This is a genomic window from Saccharopolyspora pogona, assembly GCF_014697215.1.
GTDB classification, from domain to species: Bacteria; Actinomycetota; Actinomycetes; order Mycobacteriales; family Pseudonocardiaceae; genus Saccharopolyspora; species Saccharopolyspora hattusasensis.
In genome coordinates this window covers 6,068,694-6,089,337 of sequence record NZ_CP031142.1, presented here as the reverse complement: position 1 = coordinate 6,089,337, position 20,644 = coordinate 6,068,694, and the positions used below count along the sequence as shown (strand labels likewise).

Genomic DNA, 20,644 nt, shown 5'->3' with positions numbered 1-20,644 from the left:
ACCTGCCGGAACAGATGCGGATCCGGCGGGAGAAGCGGGAGCGCCTGCTCGCCGCCGGAGTCGACCCGTACCCGGTGAACCTGCCGATCACGCACAGCCTGTCCCAGGTGCGCGCCGCCCACCAGGACCTGGCGTCCGACACCGCCACCGGCGAGCAGGTCGGCGTCGCGGGCCGCGTGATGTTCTTGCGCAACACCGGAAAGCTCTGCTTCGCCACGCTGCGCGCCGGCGACGGCACCGAGCTGCAGGCGATGCTCAGCCTCAAGCAGGTCGGCGAGGATGCCCTGGCGTCCTGGAAGAGCGACGTGGACCTCGGCGACCACGTCTTCGTGCACGGCGAGGTGATCACCTCCCGGCGCGGCGAGCTGTCCGTGATGGCCGACGAGTGGCGGATGGCGGCCAAGACGCTGCGCCCGCTGCCGGTGATGCACAAGGACCTCGGCGAGGAGACGCGGGTCCGGCAGCGCTACGTCGACCTGATCGTCCGCAAGCAGGCCGCCGACACGGTGCGCACTCGCGCCGCGATGCAGCGTTCGCTGCGCGATTCGTTCAATCGGCGCGGTTTCGTCGAGGTGGAAACCCCGATGTTGCAGACGTTGCAAGGCGGTGCCGCCGCGCGTCCGTTCACGACGCATTCCAACGCCTTCGACATGGACCTGTTCCTGCGGATCGCGCCGGAGTTGTATCTGAAGCGATGCGTCGTCGGCGGGATCGAGAAGGTTTTCGAGATCAACCGGAACTTTCGCAACGAGGGTAGTGATTCTTCCCACTCACCCGAGTTTGCGATGTTGGAGTTCTACCAGGCCTATGCGGATTACGACGACATGGCCGCGCTCACCAGGTCGCTGATCCAGGAAGCGGCCGAAGCGGTCGCGGGTTCGCAGGTGGTCACCTGGTTCGACGGGACCGAGTACGACTTGTCCGGCGAGTGGGCGTCGATCAGGATGTACGACTCCTTGTCGGAAGCGCTGGATTCGGAGATCACTCCGGAAACTTCGGTCGAGGCGTTGCGCAAGCACGCGGACTCCTACGGATTGCAGACCGATCCCGCGCACGGTCACGGAAAGCTCGTCGAGGAGCTGTGGGAACACCTGGTAGGCGATCATTTGACCGCGCCCACCTTCGTTCGCGACTTCCCGGTGGAGACCTCGCCGTTGACCCGGCAACACCGCAGCGAGCCGGGGTTGGCGGAGAAATGGGACCTGTACGTTCGCGGGTTCGAGCTGGCCACCGGATACTCCGAACTCGTCGACCCGGTCGTGGAACGCGCCCGGCTCGAGGAGCAGGCCGCTCTCGCGGCCGCGGGTGATGACGAGGCCATGCCGATCGACGAGGACTTTCTCCGCGCGCTGGAGTACGGAATGCCACCCAGCGGTGGGGTCGGAATGGGTATCGACCGGTTGTTGATGGCGTTGACCGGGCTGGGTATCCGGGAGACGATCCTCTTCCCGCTGGTCCGCCCGGAATGACCCGATCAGGGCGGACACCGGTGAATTTTCCGGTCCGGGTGAGTGCAATAGGGCAGTTGCTGCGCTAACCTGAGCTCAGAATGTTCCGGTGACGGCTATTGACGTACTCGCAAGGGAGTTGCGCTCCTGGCGGATGGTCGCCGTCCCGCTATTGCACAATTTTGGCTCCGGGGAGGACTTCGAAGATGGCGCAGAAGGTCACTGTCACTCTTGTCGACGATCTGGACGGCGGGCAGGCCGACGAAACCGTTGAGTTCGGATTGGACGGCGTCGCCTACCAGATCGACCTTTCCGTCGACAATGCCGGCGAGTTGCGGGATGCCCTGGCGAACTACGTCTCCAACGCGCGTCGGGCCGGCGGCCGCAAGAAGCCGGGGCCGCGCCCGGGTGCCGCGCCGCGTTCCGCCGGCGGTTCCACGAGTGCCGATCGCGAGCAGAACCAGGCCATTCGGGAATGGGCTCGCAAGCGCGGCCTGAAGGTGTCGGACCGGGGTCGTATCCCCGCCGACATCGTGGAGCAGTACCACCAGGCGAACTGAAGTAACCGCCGAGGGGCGTTTGCCGGGCTCACCAGCCGGCGAACGCCCCTCGTTGCGTTCGGATAACTCTATTCACCGCTTAGCGGGCGGAAAAGCGCGCGAGATCCTGTCCGATTGTCGCCTCCGTTGCCCTTTTTCCCGGATGCTCCCGGCGTCGCCGGGCGCCGACATGTGACATCGGACAATCCGCACCACCCTGTTGGTTCAGCCTTAGGTGGGCCTAACCTAAGTGCGGTCCGGACGAGTGGCAGAGGGAGTGGGACGTGAGTCGCAGCGTGGCCGTCGGCAGCCGTCGCGCATCCGGGCACGGTGCGGCACCCACGTCCGCCGGCGGCACCCGCCTGCGACAACGCCGGCGCCGCCGGGTCATCGGCATCGCGGTCCTGCTGGTCGTGCTGGTGGTCGCCTGCGTGCTCAGCGTGGTGATCGGGGCCAAGACGATCCCGCTGCAGGACGTGTGGGCCGGGCTGTTCGCGCCCACCGGTACCGAGAACGACCTGATCATCCGCGAGCTGCGGGTGCCGCGCACGATCGTCGGCGTCCTCGCGGGCGCGGCGCTGGGCCTGGCGGGCGCGCTGATGCAGGGCCACACCCGCAACCCGATCGCCGACCCCGGCATCCTCGGCATCACGCAGGGCGCGGCGCTGGCCGTCGTCCTCGCGGTCTACACCTTCGGCGTCACCACGCTGCTCGGCTTCATCTGGTTCGGCTTCGCCGGCGCGCTGCTGGGCGCGCTCGCGGTGTTCGCGATCGGCTCCCTCGGCCGCGGCGGCCCGACACCGGTGGCGCTGGCGCTGGCCGGCACCGCGATCAGCCACCTGCTGCAGGCCATCACCTCGGCGCTGGTGATCTCCGACCAGCAGACCATGGACACCTACCGGTTCTGGAAGGTCGGATCCATCGCGATCACCGACACCACGGTGATCCCGCAGGTGCTGCCGTTCCTGGTGGTGGGCGTCGGGCTGGCGCTGGCCAACGCGTCCAGCCTCAACGCCCTGTCGCTGGGCGACGACGTGGCCCGCTCGCTTGGCCACCGCGTCGAGTGGGCGCGCCGGGCGGGCATCGCCGGGATCGCGATCCTGGTGGGCGGGGCGGTCGCGATCTGCGGGCCGATCGGGTTCGTCGGGCTGATCGTGCCGCACGTGGCCCGCTTCTTCACCGGCGCCGACTACCGCTGGCTGCTCCCATTCGCCGGGCTGCTGGGCGCGTCGCTGGTGCTGCTCGCCGACGTGCTCGGCCGGATCGTGGCGCGGCCGTCCGAGGTGCAGGTCGGGGTGATGCTGGCGATGGTCGGCGCGCCGTTCTTCATAGCGCTCGTGCGCCGCCGGAAGTTGGTGCGGTTGTGACCCGGGTTCTCGACAACGAGCAGTCAGGCATCGCCGGTCGCCGACCGGTCCGGCTCGGCCCGTTCTCCGGGGTGCTGCGCTGGCGGCCCCTGGTGGCGCTGCTGGGCGGCCTGGTCGTGCTGCTCGCGGCCTTCGTGCTCAACGTCGGCCTCGGCGAGTACCAGATCAGCCCGCCGGAGGTGCTCAACACGCTGGTCGGCGGCGGCGACCGGGCGCAGCAGATCATCATCTGGGAGCTACGGTTGCCGAGGTCGCTGACCGGTCTGCTGGTCGGCGCCGCGCTCGGCCTCTCCGGGGCGATCATGCAGGCGCTCGCCCGCAACCCGCTGGCCAGCCCGGACATGCTCGGCATCACCTGGGGCGCGGGCACCGCCGCGACCCTGGTGATCGTGCTCGGCGGCACGGCGGGCAGCCTCGCGGGCACGCTGGCGAACTACGGCCTGCCGCTGGTGGCGCTGGCGGGCGGGCTGATCACCGGCATCGCGGTTTACGCGCTGGCCTACCGCCGCGGCGTGGACTCCTTCCGGCTGGTATTGGTCGGCGTCGGTGTCAGCGCGCTGGCGGGTAACGCGACCTACTGGCTGCTGACCGTCGGCGACGTCACCGACGCGAGCCGGGCCATGGTGTGGCTGACGGGCAGCCTCAACGCGCGTGGCTGGGAGCACGTGATCCCGGTGGCTATCGCCCTCGTCGTGCTGATCCCGCTGACGCTGATCGGCACGCACGTGCTCGGGGCGCTGCAGTTCGACGACGACACGGTGCGCGGGCTGGGCGTCCGGATGGACTTCTCGCGCGGCGCGCTGCTGCTGGCCTCGGTCGCGCTGGCGTCGATCGCCACCGCCGCGGCCGGGCCGATCCAGTTCGTCGCGCTGGCCACCCCGCAGATCGCGCTGCGCGTCGCGCGCACCTCGCGCCCGCCGCTGCTCACCTCGGCGGTGCTGGGCGCCGCGCTGGTCGTCGGCTCCGACGTGATCTCCCGGACCGCCTTCGGCGGCATGGAGCTCCCGGTCGGCATCATCACCGCCATCCTCGGCGCTCCGTACCTGATCTACCTGCTCGTCCGTCGGTATCGGGAGGTCCGCGCATGACCGCATCCGCCACGTCCAGCGAGAAGGCTGAGGACCAGCGCGCCGTGTCGACCAACGGGGAACGGCAGCGGCTGCACGCCAGCGACCTGCAGCTGGCCTACGGCGACCGCGTCATCGTCGACGGCCTGGACTTCGACGTCGTGGACGGCACCATCACCGCGGTGATCGGCCCGAACGGCTGTGGCAAGTCGACGCTGCTGCGCGCGCTGGGGCGCCTGCTGCACCCGAAGCGCGGCAGCGTGCTGCTGGACGGCAAGCAGATCCACAAGCTGTCCACCAAGGAGGTCGCCAAGGTGCTCGGGGTGCTGCCGCAGTCGCCGGTGGCGCCCGAGGGCCTGACCGTTGCCGACCTGGTCGCCCGCGGTCGGCACCCGCACCAGTCCTGGTACCGGCAGTGGTCCTCGGACGACGAGTCGGCGGTGGCCGAGGCGCTGGGCATGACCGGCATCGAGGACCTCGCCGACCGCACCCTGGACGAGCTCTCCGGCGGCCAGCGGCAGCGCGCCTGGCTGTCCATGGCGTTGGCGCAGGGCACCGACCTGCTGCTGCTCGACGAGCCGACCACCTACCTCGACCTGTCCCACCAGGTGGACGTGCTGGAGCTCGTCGGGCGGCTGCACGACGAGAGCGGCCGTACGGTCGTGATGGTGCTGCACGACCTGAACCTGGCCGCCCGCTACGCCGACCGGCTGGTGGCGATGAAGGGCGGCGCGATCGTCGCCGAGGGCGAGCCGGGTGACGTGCTCACCGAGGAGTTGTTGGCCGAGGTTTTCGAGCTGAACGCGCGGGTGATTGCTGATCCCGTGGCGGGTACCCCGATGGTGGTCCCGATCGGCGGCCGACGTGGTGCGTCCGCCGAGTCCAGCTCGTAGGGTCTGTTCGCGCTGAGCGGACAGGGCCATCCGATCGGTCGAAATCCGGAATCCCGCAGGCCAGCGGGTCGTTGGTCAGGGTGCCGGACAAGAATGTGGGCAGTAGGCCGTAGCGGGCACGGACCGCGACCGGGTGGGGCTACTACAGTGGTCCCCAAGAGTGCTGAACCCGTCGTGGGCATCGGCGATGCAGGAGCCATGTCCCGGAACGAGACCGCCGGCGCAGCAGTCAGGGAGTGCGAATGTTCGAGAGGTTCACCGACCGCGCGAGGCGGGTGGTCGTCCTGGCCCAAGAAGAGGCCCGGATGCTCAACCACAATTACATCGGCACCGAGCACATTCTCCTGGGCTTGATCCACGAGGGTGAGGGTGTCGCCGCCAAGGCGTTGGAGTCGCTGGGTATCGCGCTTGAGGGCGTGCGCCAACAGGTCGAGGAGATCATCGGCCAGGGGCAGCAGGCCCCCAGCGGACACATCCCGTTCACCCCACGGGCCAAGAAGGTGCTGGAGCTGTCGCTGCGCGAGGCGCTGCAGCTCGGCCACAACTACATCGGCACGGAGCACATCCTGCTCGGGCTGATCCGCGAGGGCGAAGGCGTGGCCGCGCAGGTGCTCGTCAAGCTTGGTGCGGATTTGAACCGGGTGCGTCAGCAGGTGCTGCAGTTGCTGTCGGGTTACCAGGGCAAGGAGCCTGCTGAGGCCGGTGGCCGCGGTGAGGGCACGCCGTCGTCGTCGCTGGTGCTGGACCAGTTCGGGCGGAACCTGACGCAGAGCGCCCGCGAGGGCAAGCTGGACCCGGTGATTGGCCGGGAGAAGGAAATCGAGCGGATCATGCAGGTCCTCTCGCGGCGCACCAAGAACAACCCGGTGCTCATCGGTGAGGCCGGTGTCGGTAAGACGGCGGTCGTGGAGGGCTTGGCGCAGAAGGTCGTCAAGGGCGAGGTGCCCGAGACGCTGAAGGACAAGCAGCTCTACACCCTGGATCTGGGGTCGCTGGTCGCTGGTTCGCGTTACCGCGGTGATTTCGAAGAGCGCTTGAAGAAGGTGCTCAAGGAGATCAAGACCCGCGGCGACATCATCTTGTTCATCGACGAGATCCACACTCTGGTGGGTGCGGGTGCCGCCGAGGGCGCGATTGATGCGGCGAGCATCCTCAAGCCGATGCTGGCCCGTGGTGAGTTGCAGACCATTGGTGCCACCACGCTGGAGGAGTACCGCAAGTACGTGGAGAAGGACCCGGCGTTGGAGCGCCGGTTCCAGCCGATCCAGGTCGGTGAGCCGTCGTTGCAGCACACGGTGGAGATCCTCAAGGGTCTGCGGGACCGCTACGAGGCGCACCACCGGGTGTCGATCACGGATTCGGCGCTGGTGGCGGCGGCGACTCTGGCCGACCGCTACATCAACGACCGGTTCCTGCCTGACAAGGCGATCGACTTGATCGACGAGGCCGGTGCCCGGATGCGGATCCGCCGGATGACCGCGCCGCCGGACCTGCGGGAGTTCGACGAGAAGATCGCTGATGTGCGTCGGGAGAAGGAGTCCGCGATCGACGCGCAGGACTTCGAGCGGGCCGCCCGCCTGCGGGACGAGGAGAAGCAACTCCTCGGCCAGAAGGAGGAGCGGGAGAAGCAGTGGAAGGCCGGTGACCTGGACGTGGTCGCCGAGGTCGACGACGAGCAGATCGCCGAGGTGCTGGCGAACTGGACGGGTATCCCGGTGTTCAAGCTCACCGAGGAGGAGACGACCCGGCTGCTGCGCATGGAGGACGAGCTCCACAAGCGCATCATCGGCCAGGACGACGCGGTCAAGGCCGTGTCGCAGGCGATCCGCCGCACCCGTGCGGGCCTGAAGGACCCGAAGCGTCCGTCGGGGTCGTTCATCTTCGCCGGTCCCTCGGGTGTCGGGAAGACGGAGCTGTCCAAGGCGTTGGCGGAGTTCCTCTTCGGTGACGACGACGCGCTGGTGCAGATCGATATGGGCGAGTTCCACGACCGCTACACCGCGTCGCGGCTCTTCGGTGCCCCGCCCGGGTACGTCGGTTACGAGGAGGGTGGTCAGCTCACCGAGAAGGTGCGGCGCAAGCCGTTCTCGGTGGTGCTCTTCGACGAGATCGAGAAGGCCCACCAGGAGATCTACAACACGCTGTTGCAGGTGTTGGAGGACGGCCGGCTGACCGATGGTCAGGGCCGGACGGTGGACTTCAAGAACACGGTGCTGATCTTCACCTCGAACCTCGGTACGCAGGACATCTCCAAGGCTGTTGGTCTGGGCTTCTCCAGTGGTCAGGGCGCCGATTCCAACTACGAGCGGATGAAGAACAAGGTCAACGAGGAAATGAAGAAGCATTTCCGGCCGGAGTTCCTCAACCGCATCGATGATGTGATCGTGTTCCACCAGCTCACCGAGGCCCAGATCATCCAGATGGTTGATCTGCTCTCGGGCCGGGTGGAGAAGGCGCTCAAGGCCAAGGACATGGGCATGGAGCTGACGGACAAGGCGAAGAAGTTGCTGGCCAAGCGCGGGTTCGACCCGGTGCTGGGTGCGCGGCCGCTGCGCCGGACGATCCAGCGGGAGATCGAGGACAAGCTGTCCGAGAAGATCCTCTTCGGCGAGGTCCAGCCGGGCCAGATCGTGATTGTCGACGTCGAGGGCTGGGACGGCGAAGGAGCCGACGACAAGGCCCACTTCACCTTCCGCGGCGAGCAGAAGCCGTCGCTGGTCCCGGACGCCCCGCCGGTCGCGGTCTCGGCGAGCTCCGACGACAAGCAGGAGGGCACGGACACCGAGTCCGCCTGACGTACCACCAGAAGGCCCCGCGTCCACTAGGGCGCGGGGCCTTCTGCTATCGCCGGAGCTGGGTTCGGCCGGTCGGGGTCCGTGAGTGTTTTCGGGTGCTATGGCGCCTGAAATCACGCACGGGCGGCACAGGCGCTCAAGGGTGCCCCTCACCTCGGGCCGGACGAGGTCAGCGGATGCGGTGGATTTCTTCGGTGGGGGCGTTGGCGCTGACCCGGGCGAGCCGGACCGTGGGGGCTTCCGACAGCTCGCGTTCGCGCCGGTTGTTGCGGATGCGGATCACGATGAACGCCGCGACCGTCAGGATCGCCGTGATCAGGACCGCTCGGGAGAACAGGCCCGCGTACTCCTCGACCAGGTACCAGTGCTGGCCCAGCAGGTAGCCCGCCAGCACGAAGACGGTGTTCCAGATCAGGCTGCCGAGCGTGGTGAACAGGACGAACGCGGTCAGGCGCATGCGCTCGACCCCGGCAGGCAGCGAGATGAAGCTGCGGAACAGCGGGATCATCCGCCCGAAGAACACCGCCTTGACGCCGTGCTTGGCGAACCAGGCCTCGGTCTTGTCGATGTCGGAGATCTTGACCAGCGGGATCTTCGCGGCGATGGCGCGGGTGCGCTCGCGGCCGAGCCTCGCGCCGATCCCGTAGAGCGCCAGCGCGCCCACCAGCGAGCCGAGCGTGGTCCAGAGGATCGCGCCGATCAGCGACATGCTGCCCTGGCTGGCGGTGAACCCGGCCAGCGGCAGGATCACTTCGCTGGGCAGCGGCGGGAACAGGTTCTCCAGCGCGATGATCAGCCCGGCGCCGGGACCGCCGAGCGCTTCCATCACCGCGATCACCCAGGCGGTGAAGCCGGTCGGTTCGGCGGAGGTGGCGGCTAACGTCGTCAGATCCATGCGAGCGACTCCGGGATTGCGCGCCCCGCAGGCGGCCGCGAGCACGCGAGCCGCAACTGCGGGACGACTGATCGGCAGTATGTCCGTTTATTCCATGATTCCAGCCCGCAGCAACCTTCCCGCCCGAGCGTCGGTGGTCTATGTCATAGCCGGTGCGTCGCTCCGTCCATCGGCGCGAACGGCCTGTTCGCCTCGTTTGGTGGCGCGAATGGTCCGTTCGCGCCGGGAGCCGGATGAAGCGAACGGACCGTTGACTCCGCCTAGCGATGTGGACAGGCCGTTCGCCTCAGATCGCCTGGCGGGTTTGGGTGCAGCCTCTGGCGGGTTCGGGGTGGACGGGCCGTTCGTCTCGGGTGGTTGGGCGAACGGGCTGTTGGGTTCGGGTCGAGTTGGCGAAGCAATTAACTGCAGGCGCCGGGCGTGCGGGCTACGCCCTCCAGGTCGATCCCGGCGACGTCGACGCCAACCGCTTCGCTGCGCTCGCGGCCGAGGGCCGCCGCTTGCTCCGCGCCGGCCGCGTCGATGCCGCCGCCGCCGCGCTCCGCGAGGCGCTGGCGTTGTGGCGTGGGGGTGCGCTCGTCGACTTCGTCGACGCGCCGTTCGCCGAGGTGCAGGCCGCGCGGTTGGAGGAGCTGCGGCTCGCTTCGGTTGAGGACCGGGTGGATGCCGATTTGCGTGCTGGTCGGCATGCCGATCTGGTGCCTGAGCTCGAGGGGCTTTGCGGGCGTTTTCCGCTGCGCGAGCGGCTCACGGCGTTGCGCATTCGCGCGCTTTTCGCGTGCGGTAGGCAGGCGGATGCGCTCGATGTCCGAGCTTTTGGGCGTCGACCAGCACGACCCGATGCGCCGTGTGATGACAGGTGTCCGCATCCGGCCCGAGACCGGAGGAGTCGAAGCTCTCCTTCTCGAAGCCCGAGCGGGAGGGCGCTCCGTGCTCCCTGGCGGACGCAATCAGGCCGACTTCAATGCCGACGCCACGGCAGCAATCGACCGCCTCCGGCTCATCTCGCTGTGAGCGGGTCAACCCGCACGATGCTGACCGCTTCGTGACGCGCAGGAGATCGTCTACACGATCGGCGGGGTCGCCGATGTGCCCGACTATCGCCTGAAGCTCGAAGAGAAGCTCGCGTCTGAGTGCATCCGTTCGACCCTCGCATTCGCTGGGATGTAGCGCCTGGCCACACCGGCGAGCCGAGCACAAGTTCTGCTTGCCCTCCCGCGCAAGAGACGCGGTCTGGCGACCTAGCGGACTGCAGATCCGCGGTCCCAGGATGGATCTCACCATCCTGATCCTAGGAGCGACGAACTTGCTGAACGATACCTTCGATCTCATCGACGAGTGGGGTCCCGAGAAGGTCGTGTGCGTCTCCGACCGGCGTACGGGCATGAAAGGCGTCCTGGTCATCGACAACTCAGCCCGCGGCATGGGGAAGGGCGGCACCCGGATGAGTGCGGCGCTCTCCATCCGCGAGGTGGCCCGGCTGGCGCGCACGATGACGTGGAAGTGGGCGGCGGTGGACCTGTTCCACGGCGGCGCCAAGGCCGGCATCCTCGGCGACCCGAACAGCCCCGACAAGGAGGGGATCCTGCGGGCTTTCGCCCGGGCGCTCAGGAACGAGGTCCCGAACGAGTACGTCTTCGGGCTCGACATGGGGCTCACCGAGTGTGACGCCGCGATCCTCGCTGACGAGCTCGGGGACATCGGTGCCGCAGTCGGGATGCCCCGTGCCCTGGGAGGTCTGCCGTACGACGAACTCGGTGTCACCGGCTTCGGCGTGGCCGAGGCCGTCGACGCCGCTGCCCAGGCCATCGGGTTGCCGCTGGCTGGCGCCCGGGTGGCTGTCCAGGGCTTCGGGGCGGTCGGGTTCGCCGCTGTCGAGCGGCTGGTTGAGCTCGGCGCGGCCATTGTCGCGGTGGCCACGGCGCACGGTGCCGTCCTCGACCCGGAGGGCCTCGACTGCGCGCGGCTCCTCGCTCTCAGGGAGGAGCACGGTGACGCCTGCGTCCAGCGCTACGGGACCCCGGTCGAGGCTGCCGAGGCGGTGCTCGCCGTGGACGCCGACATCCTCGTCCCGGCCGCCCTCGAGGACGTGATCGACAAGGACCTGGCCACCGAGACGGGGGTGAAGCTCATTGTGGAGGGAGCCAACCTGCCGACCACGCCGGTGGCCCGTGAGGTGCTGCACGCCCGGGGTATCCCGGTGGTCCCCGACTTCATCGCCAATGCCGGCGGGATCGTCGCCGCGGCCCACTCGATGGATGCGAGGTACTCCCCGTTCACTGTCGACCCTGCTGCGGTCTTCCCCATGATCTCGACCAAGATCCGCGCCAACGTGGTGACTGTCCTCGAGGAGTCGCGTCGCCGGCTGGTCACCTCGCACGCGGCGGCCCAGGCGCTGGCTCAGGAGCGCGTACGAGCGGCCATGCGACTGCGTGGCCGACTTCCGCAGGAGAAGTGATGACCTTCGTCAGCTCGACCACCCTGCGAGCCCGGTTCGCAGGTCGGCTCTCCGACCTCTACGGCGCCGAGGTGCCGGCCTATACGACGCTGCTCGAGGTCGCCCACGAGGTGAACGGGCGCGTCCTGGAGCGGGACGGTACCGATGCCGAGCGGCTCGGCTCGATCGCTCGGGTGACCGCGGAGCGCCACGGCGCCATCCGGGTCGGGAGCCCGGCCGAGCTCGCCCAGGTGGCCAGCATCTTCGACGCACTCGGAATGAGTCCCACCGGCTTCTACGACCTGCGTGACGCCCACCCCCAGCCCATCCCGGTGATCTCCACCGCGTTCCGGCCCATCGAGCGGGAGGAGCTGGCGGCGAATCCCTTCCGGGTCTTCACCAGCATGCTGGTGCCGGAGGACCGGCGCTTCTTCGACGCCGATCTCGAGCGGCGGCTGAAGGAGTTCATCGCCTGCCGCCGGCTCTTCGCCCCCGAGCTGCTGGAGCTGGCCGACCAGGCCGAGGCCGACGGCGGCCTGGAGGAGGCCGAAGCCGAACGCTTTCTCGACCTTGCCACCAGCTCCTTCGCGCTCTCCGACCAGCCGGTAGACCGCGCCTGGCACGACGAGCTGCAACGGGTTTCCGGAGTTGCCGCGGACATCGGCGGGGTCACTTCCACGCACATCAACCACCTCACCCCGCGGGTGCTCGACATCGACGACCTCTACGCCAGCATGCAGGCTCGCGGGATTGAGATGATCGACAAGATCCAGGGGCCACCCCGCTGGGACGGTCCGGACGTTCTGCTGCGTCAGACCTCCTTCCGGGCACTCGCGGAGCCACGCAAGTACCGGGAGGCCGACGGCTCGATCGTCGCCGGCACGATGCGGGTGCGGTTCGGTGAGGTCGAGGCCCGCGGGATCGCGCTCACGCGGGCCGGTCGGGACCTCTACGACGCCGCCATGGCCGACCAGGAGCACTGGGCCGACCACATGCCGGACAGTGAGCGCGAGCTGCACGATCGGGGACTGGCGTACTTCACATATCGAGTCGCCGACGACCGCCCCGTCGCGCCGCCGCCCGCGGACGCGACCCCGGTCGAGCTCGTTGCCGGTGGATGGCTGGCGCCGGACCCGATCGTCTACGAGGACTTCCTCCCGCGCTCTGCGGCGGGGATCTTCGCCTCCAACCTGTCCCGCAGCGGCAGCATGGACTCCGCCCAAGGCGGCGCCGAACGTGACATCGCCTGGATGTCGGAGCAGATCGGTCGCCCGGTCAACGTCCCGGAGGACCTGTACGCCGCAGAGAGCCGGGCCTCGTTGAGGGCCGCCCTGGAGTTGCTCGGCGGATGACACGGAGCCGGTCGTCCCGGGGAGGGACGACGCAGACCTTGGCCAGCGGTGGTCAGCAGGTGGTCACGGGGTCGTCAGCTCACCGGGCACGAGCACGACGGGCTCGGTGTGACTGGGTGACCCGAGTGCCGCTGTCGCGCTGCCCAGCGCGGCGAGCACGCCCTTCCAGGCGCCGTCCGCAAGCGCGCGGGAGCGCAGCGCCAGCACCTCCCGGTAGGCGTGCTCGCCGTCTACCCGCAGACAGCGGACACCGTCCGTCTGCCGGCGACCGAGCTCCGGCACGACCGCGATACCCAGCCCGGCACGGACCAGGCCGTGGATCACGTCGTAGTTGTTGCTGCGGTGCGTGATGGCGGGGGCGAAGTCCGCTCGGGCACAGAGCCTGCGCAGAGCCGAGGCCCCGGCCGTGCCGACTCGGGAGGTGATCCAGGCGTCGTCACGGAGATCTTCGAGCCCGATCGTCTCGCCGCTCCTGAGCCGCGGATGGCCATCGGGCACGAGCAGGTAGAGCCCTTCGCGGATCAACAGCTCGGAGTCGAACTCCCTGGGAAGACGGTGGGGCACCGCGCCGTACCGGTAAATGACAGCGACGTCGAGCTCGCAGGCCTCCAACAGGTCGAACAGCTCACCAGGCTCACCCTCGTCGAGGTGCACCGCCACGGCAGGATGGGTGTAGCGGAAACGGGAGAGCGCGGCGGGAAGCAGCCGCTCGGCGGCGGTGGGGAAGCACCCGACGCGGATCTGTCCGATGACGCCACTCTGCCGCAGGACGATGTCGTCCTCGAGCGTACGCAGCTGGCCGAGCACCTGGTTGGCTCGCTCAGCCACGAAGACCGCCATGGCGGTCGGGCTGACTCCGTGCGCCCCGCGCTCGAAAAGTTGGGTTTGAGTGGCGCGCTCCAGCGCGGAGATCTGCTGCGAGACGGCCGACCCGGTGTAACCAAGCTCCCTCGCGGCGTCCGCGAACGAGCCCGTACGCAGGACTGTCTGCAGCGTTTGCAGCTGAAGGGGATTGAGCATGAGAAGACCTAAGCACATCCGTCCGTGCAGATCGCCGATCAGAGCGTATCGCCTCGTGAACCCAGGGCAAGCGATACTTAAGGAAGCCTCACGACCTTTCGTCCGTTGGCTCTTCCGAACGTCCGGGCACGACGACAGGATGGTGGCATGAAGCAAACCCGTACGCTGCCTGCGTCTGCTGACGTCGTCGTCAGCAGGGGCGGTGTCATGGGGGTCAGTACCGCCGGTTATCTCGCCCCCGTCGACGACCGGGCCGACCTCGCTACGTTCGAGCGGGGCGTGGCACTTATCGGCCACTCGCGGTCGATCCCCCGGATTCGTCTACGCCTGCGGGTTTTCCGGCCATGGCTTGCTGATGGGCCCCGCGATCGGAGAGGTCCTCCGCGACCTCTGCCTGGACCGCGAACCAATCGTCGAGGCGAATGCGATGGACACCGAACCGGTTCAGCGGGTGGGGGGCCAGGCCGGAACTCAACATTGCCTGACGCACGCCACCACTGACTGCTGATTCATCGCAACAAGGAGCTGATCCTCACCATGTCCCGTACCGACATCCCCACCGCCGAGATCCTGGGAGCCCAGGCCCTGCAGGCTGCGGAAGCCTGCGGCGTCGACACCGCAACGATCGCGGGTGGCCAGGCCCACCGCTCACCCGTCAACGGAGGCGACCTCGGCGGCGTCCGCTGGGACGAGATCTCCGTGGTGGGCGACGCGGTGTCCCGTGCCCATGCCGCCTACCTCGCGTGGCGCAAGGTCCCGGCCCCGGCACGCGGCGCGGTCATCAAGCGATTCGGAGAGCTGCTGACCGAGCACAAGTCCGACCTGGCCACCCTCGTCAGCCTCGAGGTAGGCAAGATCACCTCCGAGGCGCTCGGAGAGGTCCAGGAGATGATCGACATCTGCGACTTCGCGCTCGGCCTCTCGCGCCAGCTCTACGGCCGCACCGCGGTATCGGAGCGGCCCGGTCACCGGCTGATGGAGACCTGGCACCCGATCGGCGTGGTCGGCGTGATCAGCGCGTTCAACTTCCCAGTCGCGGTCTGGTCCTGGAACACCGCGGTCGCCCTGGTCTGCGGCGACACCGTGATCTGGAAGCCGTCCGAGCAGGCGCCGCTCTGCGCGAGGGCCTCCGCCGCGCTGCTCGATCAGGCGCTGAAGGAGTGCGGCGCCCCTGCCGATGTCTCGCAGGTCGTCGTCGGTGGTCCGGAGATCGGCGAGGCGCTGGTCGACCATCCTGGTGTGGCCCTGGTAAGCGCCACCGGTTCCACCCGGATGGGCAAGGCGGTCGGCCCACGGGTCGCCAACAGGTTCGGGCGGTCGTTGCTCGAGCTTGGCGGCAACAACGCTGCCATCGTGGCGCCGTCGGCCGACCTCGACCTGACCCTGCGCGGTGTCGTCTTCGCCGCAGCCGGTACCGCCGGCCAGCGCTGCACCACCATGCGCCGCGTCATCGTGCACACCTCGGTGGCACAGGAACTCACCGAGCGGCTGGTTGAGGCGTACGGCCGGCTGCCGATCGGCAACCCGATGGCCGACGGCACCCTGGTCGGCCCCCTCGTCCACGGGCAGGCGTACGACGCCATGGCTGCGGCGCTGAGCCAGGCGGAGACCGAGGGCGGTAAGACCGTGGCCGGAGGAGAGCGGGTCCTCACCGACGTCGCACCGGACGCGTACTACGTCAAGCCGGCGATCGTCACTGTGCCCGGCCAGACCAGCATCGTGCGGACCGAGACCTTCGCGCCGCTGCTCTACGTCATGACCTACGACGACATCCAGGAGGCGATCGCCCTCAACAACGACGTCCCGCAGGGCCTGTCGTCCTCGATCTTCACCCGCGACCAGGCCGAGGCCGAGCTTTTCGTCTCCGCCGAGGGGTCCGACTGCGGCATCGTCAACGTCAACATCGGCACCTCCGGAGCGGAGATCGGTGGTGCGTTCGGAGGCGAGAAGGAGACCGGCGGTGGCCGCGAGTCCGGCTCCGACGCCTGGCGGGCCTATATGCGCCGGGCCACCAACACGATCAACTACTCCGGGGAGCTGCCGCTGGCCCAAGGGGTCGACTTCTCGGTTTGATCCAGGGACGGTCGGCTTCGTGGGTGACTGACACCGGGGCCGTGCCCCCGGGCATGGCGAGATTGCACGCGCGACGAGGTGTCGCTGGGGCGTCCAAAACCACGGGCCACCGCAGAAGTGCCGGGCGCCTGGTGGGCAACTGCCCCCGGGACTCCTGGTAGTGCGCCCCGGATGGTGTGGATGGAAGACGATCGGGCGATAGGCCCCGCGGGAGGACGAATGAGTCAGGCACCGGTGGACACGGCGCGCGACGTCGCCGCGGAGCTGCGCGGGCGGGGCGTCGCGCAGGTCGACGACTCCACGCTCGGCCGGGCGCTGTACTCCTCCGACGCCAGCCTGTACCGGGTCATCCCGCAGGTCGTCGTCCGTGCCCAGCACACCGGCGAGCTCCACGCGGTCCACGAGGTCTCCCGTGAGCTCGGCGTGCCGCTGACGATGCGCGGCGCCGGGACCTCCATCGCGGGCAACGCGATCGGCCCCGGGATCGTGGTTGACACCCGTGACCTGCGCCGGATCCACGTCGATCCGGAGTCCCGGACCGCCACCGTCGGCCCCGGGGTCGTCCACGCCGATCTGCAGCGCGCGGCCGCGCCGTACGGGCTTCGCTTCGGTCCGGATCCCTCCACCCACCCGCGGTGCACCATCGGCGGGATGATCGGCAACAACGCCTGCGGCTCGCGCGCGCTGGGCTACGGACGCACCGCCGACAACGTCGAGGCGGTCACGGTGCTCTTCGGCAACGGCGAGACCGCGAGTTTCGCTGCCGGTGGTTTCGAGACAGGCCTTCGGCCTTCCTCGGCCACAGCCAGCCGGCTGGCGGCGCTGACCGATAACCACCTCGCCCACATCCGGACCACCTTTGGCCGGTTCGGGCGCCAGGTGAGCGGTTACAGTCTCGAGCACCTGTTGCCCGAGAACGGTCGTCGGGTCGAGCGCTTCCTGGTGGGCAGCGAGGGCACGCTGGGCACCGTCCTGGAGGCGACCGTACGCCTCGTGGAGGACGAGCCGGCCCGGCTGCTCCTGGTGCTGGGCTACGCCTCGATGTTCGAGGCCGCCGACGCGGTCCCGGCCCTGCTGGCCGCGGCACCCGGCAGGTTGATCGCGTGCGAGGGCATGGACGCGCGCATCGTCGAGCTGGTCCGGGCCCAGGGCAAGCCGATCCCGGAGCTGCCGCGCGGCGGTGGCTGGCTGTTCGCGGAGGTCGCCGGGGCGGACGCACCGGCGCTCGTCGAGTCACTGCGACGTGTCGGTGGGGCGCTCGACACCCGGGTGGTGACCGACGTGGCCGAGGCCGCGGCGCTGTGGCGCATCCGCGAGGACGGCGCCGGCCTGGCGGGCCGCTCGCTGCCGACCCCGGCGTACTCGGGTTGGGAGGACTCCGCGGTCCCGCCGGCCTACCTCGGCGCCTGGCTGCGCGACTTCGACGAACTCCTGCGCGGCCACGGGCTGCAGGGCTACCCGTACGGCCACTTCGGTGACGGCTGCATCCACTGCCGCATCGACTTCCCGTTCGCGCCCGGCGACCCGGGGAGCGCCCAGGTGTTCCGCGACTTCATGACGGCGTGCGCGGTGAAGCTGAGCGAGTACGGCGGCTCGCTGTCCGGTGAGCACGGCGACGGCCGGGTCCGCTCCGAGCTGCTTTCGATCATGTACGACGCCGACTCGGTCGCGCTGTTCCGGGCTGCCAAGGAGATCTGCGACCCCGAGAACCTAATGAATCCTGGCAACATCGTCGAGCCCGCGGCGATCACCGACGACCTGCGTCCGGTCCGGCCGGTCACGCTGCCCCGGCGGCGCGGTCTCAACCTGATCCACGACGACGGTGACCTCGGCGCGGCGGTCCACCGCTGCACGGGCGTCGGCAAGTGCGTCGCCCCGAAGACCGGCGCCGTCATGTGCCCCTCCTACCTCGCTACCCGGCAGGAGAAAGACTCCACCCGCGGTCGCGCACGGGTGCTGCAGGAGGCCCTCGACGGCGGGCTGGTCGACGGGCTCGGCGACGAGGCGGTGGGGGAGGCGCTCGACCTCTGTCTGGCGTGCAAGGGCTGCTCGACCGACTGCCCGAGCGGCGTCGACATGGCGACCTACAAATCAGAGGTGCTCTACCAGAAGCACGACGCCCCTGGCGGGGGCAAGCAGCGTCGGCCGCGCTCCCACTTCGTGCTCGGCAAGCTGCCGATGTGGGCGCGGCTCGCGGGTCCGATCGCGCGGTTGGCCAACGCGTCGATGAGGTGGAAGCCGATCGCGAAGCTCGCCAAGAAGACCGCCGGTATCGATCAGCGTCGCTCGATACCGACGTTCGCGAAGAAGTCGCTCAAGAGCTCCGCGAAAACGGCGACGTTGTCCTCCCGGCGTAAGTCGGTCGCACCTGACGAAACCCCCGACGTATGGATCTGGGCGGACTCGTTCACCGACCACTTCTTCGCGCAGTCCGGCCACGGCGCGATCCGCTTCCTCGAGGCGCACGGCCTGACCGTGAAGGTGATCGGTGACAAGGCCTGCTGCGGCCTCACCTGGATCACCACCGGCCAGCTGGACCAGGCTCGGCGGATCATGGACCGCACCGTGCGTACCCTCGTTCCCTACGTCGCCAGCGGTGTGCCGGTGCTCGGTCTGGAGCCGTCCTGCACGGCCACGCTGCGCTCGGACTCGCTGGAGCTCGGCGACCCGTCAGTGGCGAAGGTCGTGGCTGAGGGGCTGCTCACCTTCGCCGAGCTGGTGACGAAGCTGGGCCTCCCGCTGCCCGACCTGAGCGGGGTCGACGTCGTCGCCCAGCCGCACTGCCACCAGCACGCGGTGCTCGGGTGGACCGCCGACGAGGCGCTGCTGACGAAGGCCGGCGCCAAGGTCACGAGGGTGCCGGGTTGCTGCGGCCTAGCCGGGAACTTCGGCGTCGAGCAGGGCCACTACGAGGTCTCGGTGGCCGTCGCGGAGACGCACCTGCTGCCGACCGTCCGAGCCAACCCCGACGCCGTCGTGCTCGCGGACGGGATGTCCTGCCGGGTCCAGCTCGACGACCTCGCTGGCGTGCCCACCATGCACCTGGCGGAGCTGTTCGCCTCCCGCGTGTGATGGCGTACGTCGTGTCCGGTGTGGTCGCTGCGTGCCGTCGGCCGCCAGATCAGCTCGACGTCGTCGCCGCAGTCGTCGAGCAAGGATCGAGGAGATGTCGAATCTCCTCGAGCCTGAGGGTGTCACGGATGCGAACGACCCGGGCTGAGGTGGGGCGGGGAGGCAGCCGGCGGCGAGGTGAAGACCGTCCTCGATGTCGGGCACGACGAGCGGGCAGGCACTGCCGGTAGGACACCGCTGGTGCGGCTATTGCGGTAGGTTACGCTCCCGTTGATCGCCTCGGTCAGACGCTGCGTGAGGAAGTCGGCTCCTGCCGGTGGAGCGAGCCCGAGACCCACGAGGCCAGCGGCGGGTACCGGAGCGTCAGTCCCACAGGGCGTCATGGTCGATCTCCGAGATTGTCCGCAGGCCGCTCAGGGCCATGGCCATCTCCAGCTCCACCCGGAGCCGGGTGACCACCTGCCGTACGCCCTCCGCCCGGCGACGGAGAGACCCCACAGATAGGGGCGGCCGATCAGCACCGCGTCGGCACCGAGGGCCAGGGCCTTGAGGACGTCGCCGCCGGACCGGATGCCACCGTCGACGTGCACCGGCACCCGACCACCGACCCGGCGGGCGACCCGCAGGAGGGCATCGGCGGTGGCCGGCAACGAGTCGAGGTTGCGCCCTCCGTGGTTGGACACGATGACCCCGGCCGCACCAGTAGCGATCGCCCGCTCGGCGTCGTCGGGCCGCAGGATGCCTTTCACCATCAGCGGGAGGCTGAGCTCCGTGCACAGCGCGGTCAGTCGCTCCCACGTCATCCCGGCATCGGATCGCGGCGACGCAGCCGAACGGCAGGATGTAGATGACTTGGCCGAGCATGGCCGTGCCCGGGGCACCGGAGGAGAGGATCAGGAAGGACGGCACCGCCACGACGACCAGCCCGACCGTGCCGGTGATGAGGACCTTCTTGCGGCCGATGCGGTCGCTCAGCAGACCATAGAACGGCACCAGGATGCACACCAGCACGACCACGATGCTGGTCGTGACGGTTGCGGTGGTCGCGCCCGTGCCGACGTTCTCCTTGAGGTAGGTCGGCATGTAGCTGGTCAAGGTATACATCGCGACCGAGTTGAGGCCGGCGATCGCCATGACCATGAGCACAGCGGCGCGATACTTGGTCAGTACGGTGCGCAGCGGAGCGGACTCCTTCCTACCGCTCTCCTCGAGGGCCCGGAACTGAGGGGTCTCGGCCGCCTTGAGTCGCAGATACGTTGCTGCCCATGGTCAGCGGGAACATGAACGTCATCGCCACGCCGGGCAGCGCCTGCTGGCTCTTGATCAGCATCCCGAGGAACACCGTGATCAGCACATCGCCAGCGCGAAGGCGATCACCACAAGGATCGCGGCCAGCGCCGACAGCGGATCGGTCTGGATGCGGAAGCCCATGATGGTGGCGAACACCAGCAGCACCGCGAGCGACACCAGGTACCGCACGATGTCGCCCAGCACCGCGCCGATCAGCGGCGAAGATCGGGCCACCGCCGCGGGCACGTTCGCCAGGTCGGTGGGCCGCACCTGCAGGGTCTGGCCGCCGACGCGGCGCTTGAGCTCGTCGGCGCGGCCGTCGGCGACGCGCCGGCCGTGGTCGATCACGCTGATCCGGTCGGCCAGCAGGCCCTCGGCCTGGATCGCGAATGACAT

14 protein-coding genes and 3 pseudogenes are annotated in these 20,644 nt (G+C 69.0%); 12 read left to right on the top strand and 5 right to left on the bottom strand.

Features of this window, described 5'->3' with window-relative positions:
- Nucleotides 1-14: 14 nt before the first annotated feature.
- The 6 genes from lysS to DL519_RS28190 all read left to right on the top strand — a co-directional run bounded on the left by lysS (nucleotide 15) and on the right by DL519_RS28190 (nucleotide 8,109).
- Nucleotides 15-1,469, top strand: coding sequence for a lysine--tRNA ligase (gene lysS, locus DL519_RS28215; RefSeq protein WP_190824262.1), 1,455 nt, complete (start codon nucleotides 15-17; stop codon nucleotides 1,467-1,469).
- Between the two features lie 185 nt (nucleotides 1,470-1,654).
- Entirely contained in the window at nucleotides 1,655-2,008 is a 354-nt protein-coding gene (locus DL519_RS28210) for a histone-like nucleoid-structuring protein Lsr2 (RefSeq protein WP_190819245.1), read from the top strand.
- Between the two features lie 263 nt (nucleotides 2,009-2,271).
- Nucleotides 2,272-3,354, top strand: coding sequence for a FecCD family ABC transporter permease (locus DL519_RS28205; RefSeq protein WP_223839642.1), 1,083 nt, complete (start codon nucleotides 2,272-2,274; stop codon nucleotides 3,352-3,354).
- The gene (locus DL519_RS28200) at nucleotides 3,351-4,442 is read left to right on the top strand and encodes a FecCD family ABC transporter permease (protein ID WP_190819243.1); all 1,092 of its coding nucleotides are present in this window, start codon (nucleotides 3,351-3,353) and stop codon (nucleotides 4,440-4,442) included. The genes DL519_RS28205 and DL519_RS28200 overlap by 4 nt, the downstream gene beginning before the upstream one ends.
- On the top strand, nucleotides 4,439-5,314 hold the full coding sequence (locus DL519_RS28195) for an ABC transporter ATP-binding protein (protein ID WP_223839641.1): 876 nt from the start codon (nucleotides 4,439-4,441) through the stop codon (nucleotides 5,312-5,314). The genes DL519_RS28200 and DL519_RS28195 overlap by 4 nt, the downstream gene beginning before the upstream one ends.
- A gap of 242 nt (nucleotides 5,315-5,556) precedes the next feature.
- Nucleotides 5,557-8,109 carry an ATP-dependent Clp protease ATP-binding subunit gene (locus DL519_RS28190; RefSeq protein ID WP_190819241.1) on the top strand — a complete coding sequence of 851 codons (2,553 nt, stop codon included), beginning with the start codon at nucleotides 5,557-5,559 and terminating at the stop codon, nucleotides 8,107-8,109.
- Between the two features lie 169 nt (nucleotides 8,110-8,278).
- Here the strand turns inward: DL519_RS28190 and DL519_RS28185 are convergent, their stop codons facing one another.
- Nucleotides 8,279-9,004, bottom strand: coding sequence for a DedA family protein (locus tag DL519_RS28185; protein WP_190819239.1), 726 nt, complete (start codon nucleotides 9,002-9,004; stop codon nucleotides 8,279-8,281).
- Between the two features lie 266 nt (nucleotides 9,005-9,270).
- Here DL519_RS28185 and DL519_RS47375 point away from each other — a divergent pair.
- From DL519_RS47375 to hglS, 4 genes and pseudogenes are all read left to right on the top strand, one after another.
- Nucleotides 9,271-9,753 (top strand): annotated as a pseudogene (locus DL519_RS47375) (AfsR/SARP family transcriptional regulator); the annotation flags it as partial.
- Between the two features lie 55 nt (nucleotides 9,754-9,808).
- The gene (locus tag DL519_RS47370; RefSeq protein ID WP_223840482.1) at nucleotides 9,809-10,018 is read left to right on the top strand and encodes a hypothetical protein; all 210 of its coding nucleotides are present in this window, start codon (nucleotides 9,809-9,811) and stop codon (nucleotides 10,016-10,018) included.
- A 292-nt stretch (nucleotides 10,019-10,310) separates the two neighbouring features.
- Nucleotides 10,311-11,462 carry a Glu/Leu/Phe/Val family dehydrogenase gene (locus DL519_RS28175; protein WP_223839640.1) on the top strand — a complete coding sequence of 384 codons (1,152 nt, stop codon included), beginning with the start codon at nucleotides 10,311-10,313 and terminating at the stop codon, nucleotides 11,460-11,462.
- The gene (hglS, locus tag DL519_RS28170) at nucleotides 11,462-12,793 is read left to right on the top strand and encodes a 2-oxoadipate dioxygenase/decarboxylase (protein WP_190819233.1); all 1,332 of its coding nucleotides are present in this window, start codon (nucleotides 11,462-11,464) and stop codon (nucleotides 12,791-12,793) included. Before DL519_RS28175 ends, hglS begins: the two co-directional genes overlap by 1 nt.
- Nucleotides 12,794-12,856: 63 nt before the next feature.
- On the opposite strand, the gene DL519_RS28165 is transcribed toward hglS, so the two are convergent.
- Nucleotides 12,857-13,813: a LysR family transcriptional regulator gene (locus DL519_RS28165; protein ID WP_190819231.1), complete on the bottom strand. Its 957-nt coding sequence runs from the start codon at nucleotides 13,811-13,813 to the stop codon at nucleotides 12,857-12,859.
- A gap of 537 nt (nucleotides 13,814-14,350) precedes the next feature.
- Here DL519_RS28165 and amaB point away from each other — a divergent pair.
- Both amaB and DL519_RS28155 read left to right on the top strand, forming a co-directional pair.
- On the top strand, nucleotides 14,351-15,886 hold the full coding sequence (gene amaB / locus DL519_RS28160) for an L-piperidine-6-carboxylate dehydrogenase (RefSeq protein WP_190819229.1): 1,536 nt from the start codon (nucleotides 14,351-14,353) through the stop codon (nucleotides 15,884-15,886).
- A gap of 219 nt (nucleotides 15,887-16,105) precedes the next feature.
- On the top strand, nucleotides 16,106-18,958 hold the full coding sequence (locus tag DL519_RS28155) for an FAD-binding and (Fe-S)-binding domain-containing protein (RefSeq protein WP_190819227.1): 2,853 nt from the start codon (nucleotides 16,106-16,108) through the stop codon (nucleotides 18,956-18,958).
- A gap of 413 nt (nucleotides 18,959-19,371) precedes the next feature.
- Here DL519_RS28155 and DL519_RS28150 read toward each other — a convergent pair whose 3' ends face one another.
- The 3 genes and pseudogenes from DL519_RS28150 to DL519_RS28135 all read right to left on the bottom strand — a co-directional run.
- Complete coding sequence (locus DL519_RS28150) at nucleotides 19,372-19,839, bottom strand: alpha-hydroxy-acid oxidizing protein (RefSeq protein WP_263399729.1); 468 nt, start codon at nucleotides 19,837-19,839, stop codon at nucleotides 19,372-19,374.
- A pseudogene (locus DL519_RS50405) lies at nucleotides 19,793-20,209 on the bottom strand (MFS transporter); the annotation flags it as partial. The pseudogene DL519_RS50405 and the gene DL519_RS28150, both read right to left, overlap by 47 nt.
- A gap of 276 nt (nucleotides 20,210-20,485) precedes the next feature.
- Nucleotides 20,486-20,614: pseudogene (locus DL519_RS28135) on the bottom strand (daunorubicin/doxorubicin resistance ABC transporter ATP-binding protein DrrA); the annotation flags it as partial.
- Nucleotides 20,615-20,644 lie beyond the last annotated feature (30 nt).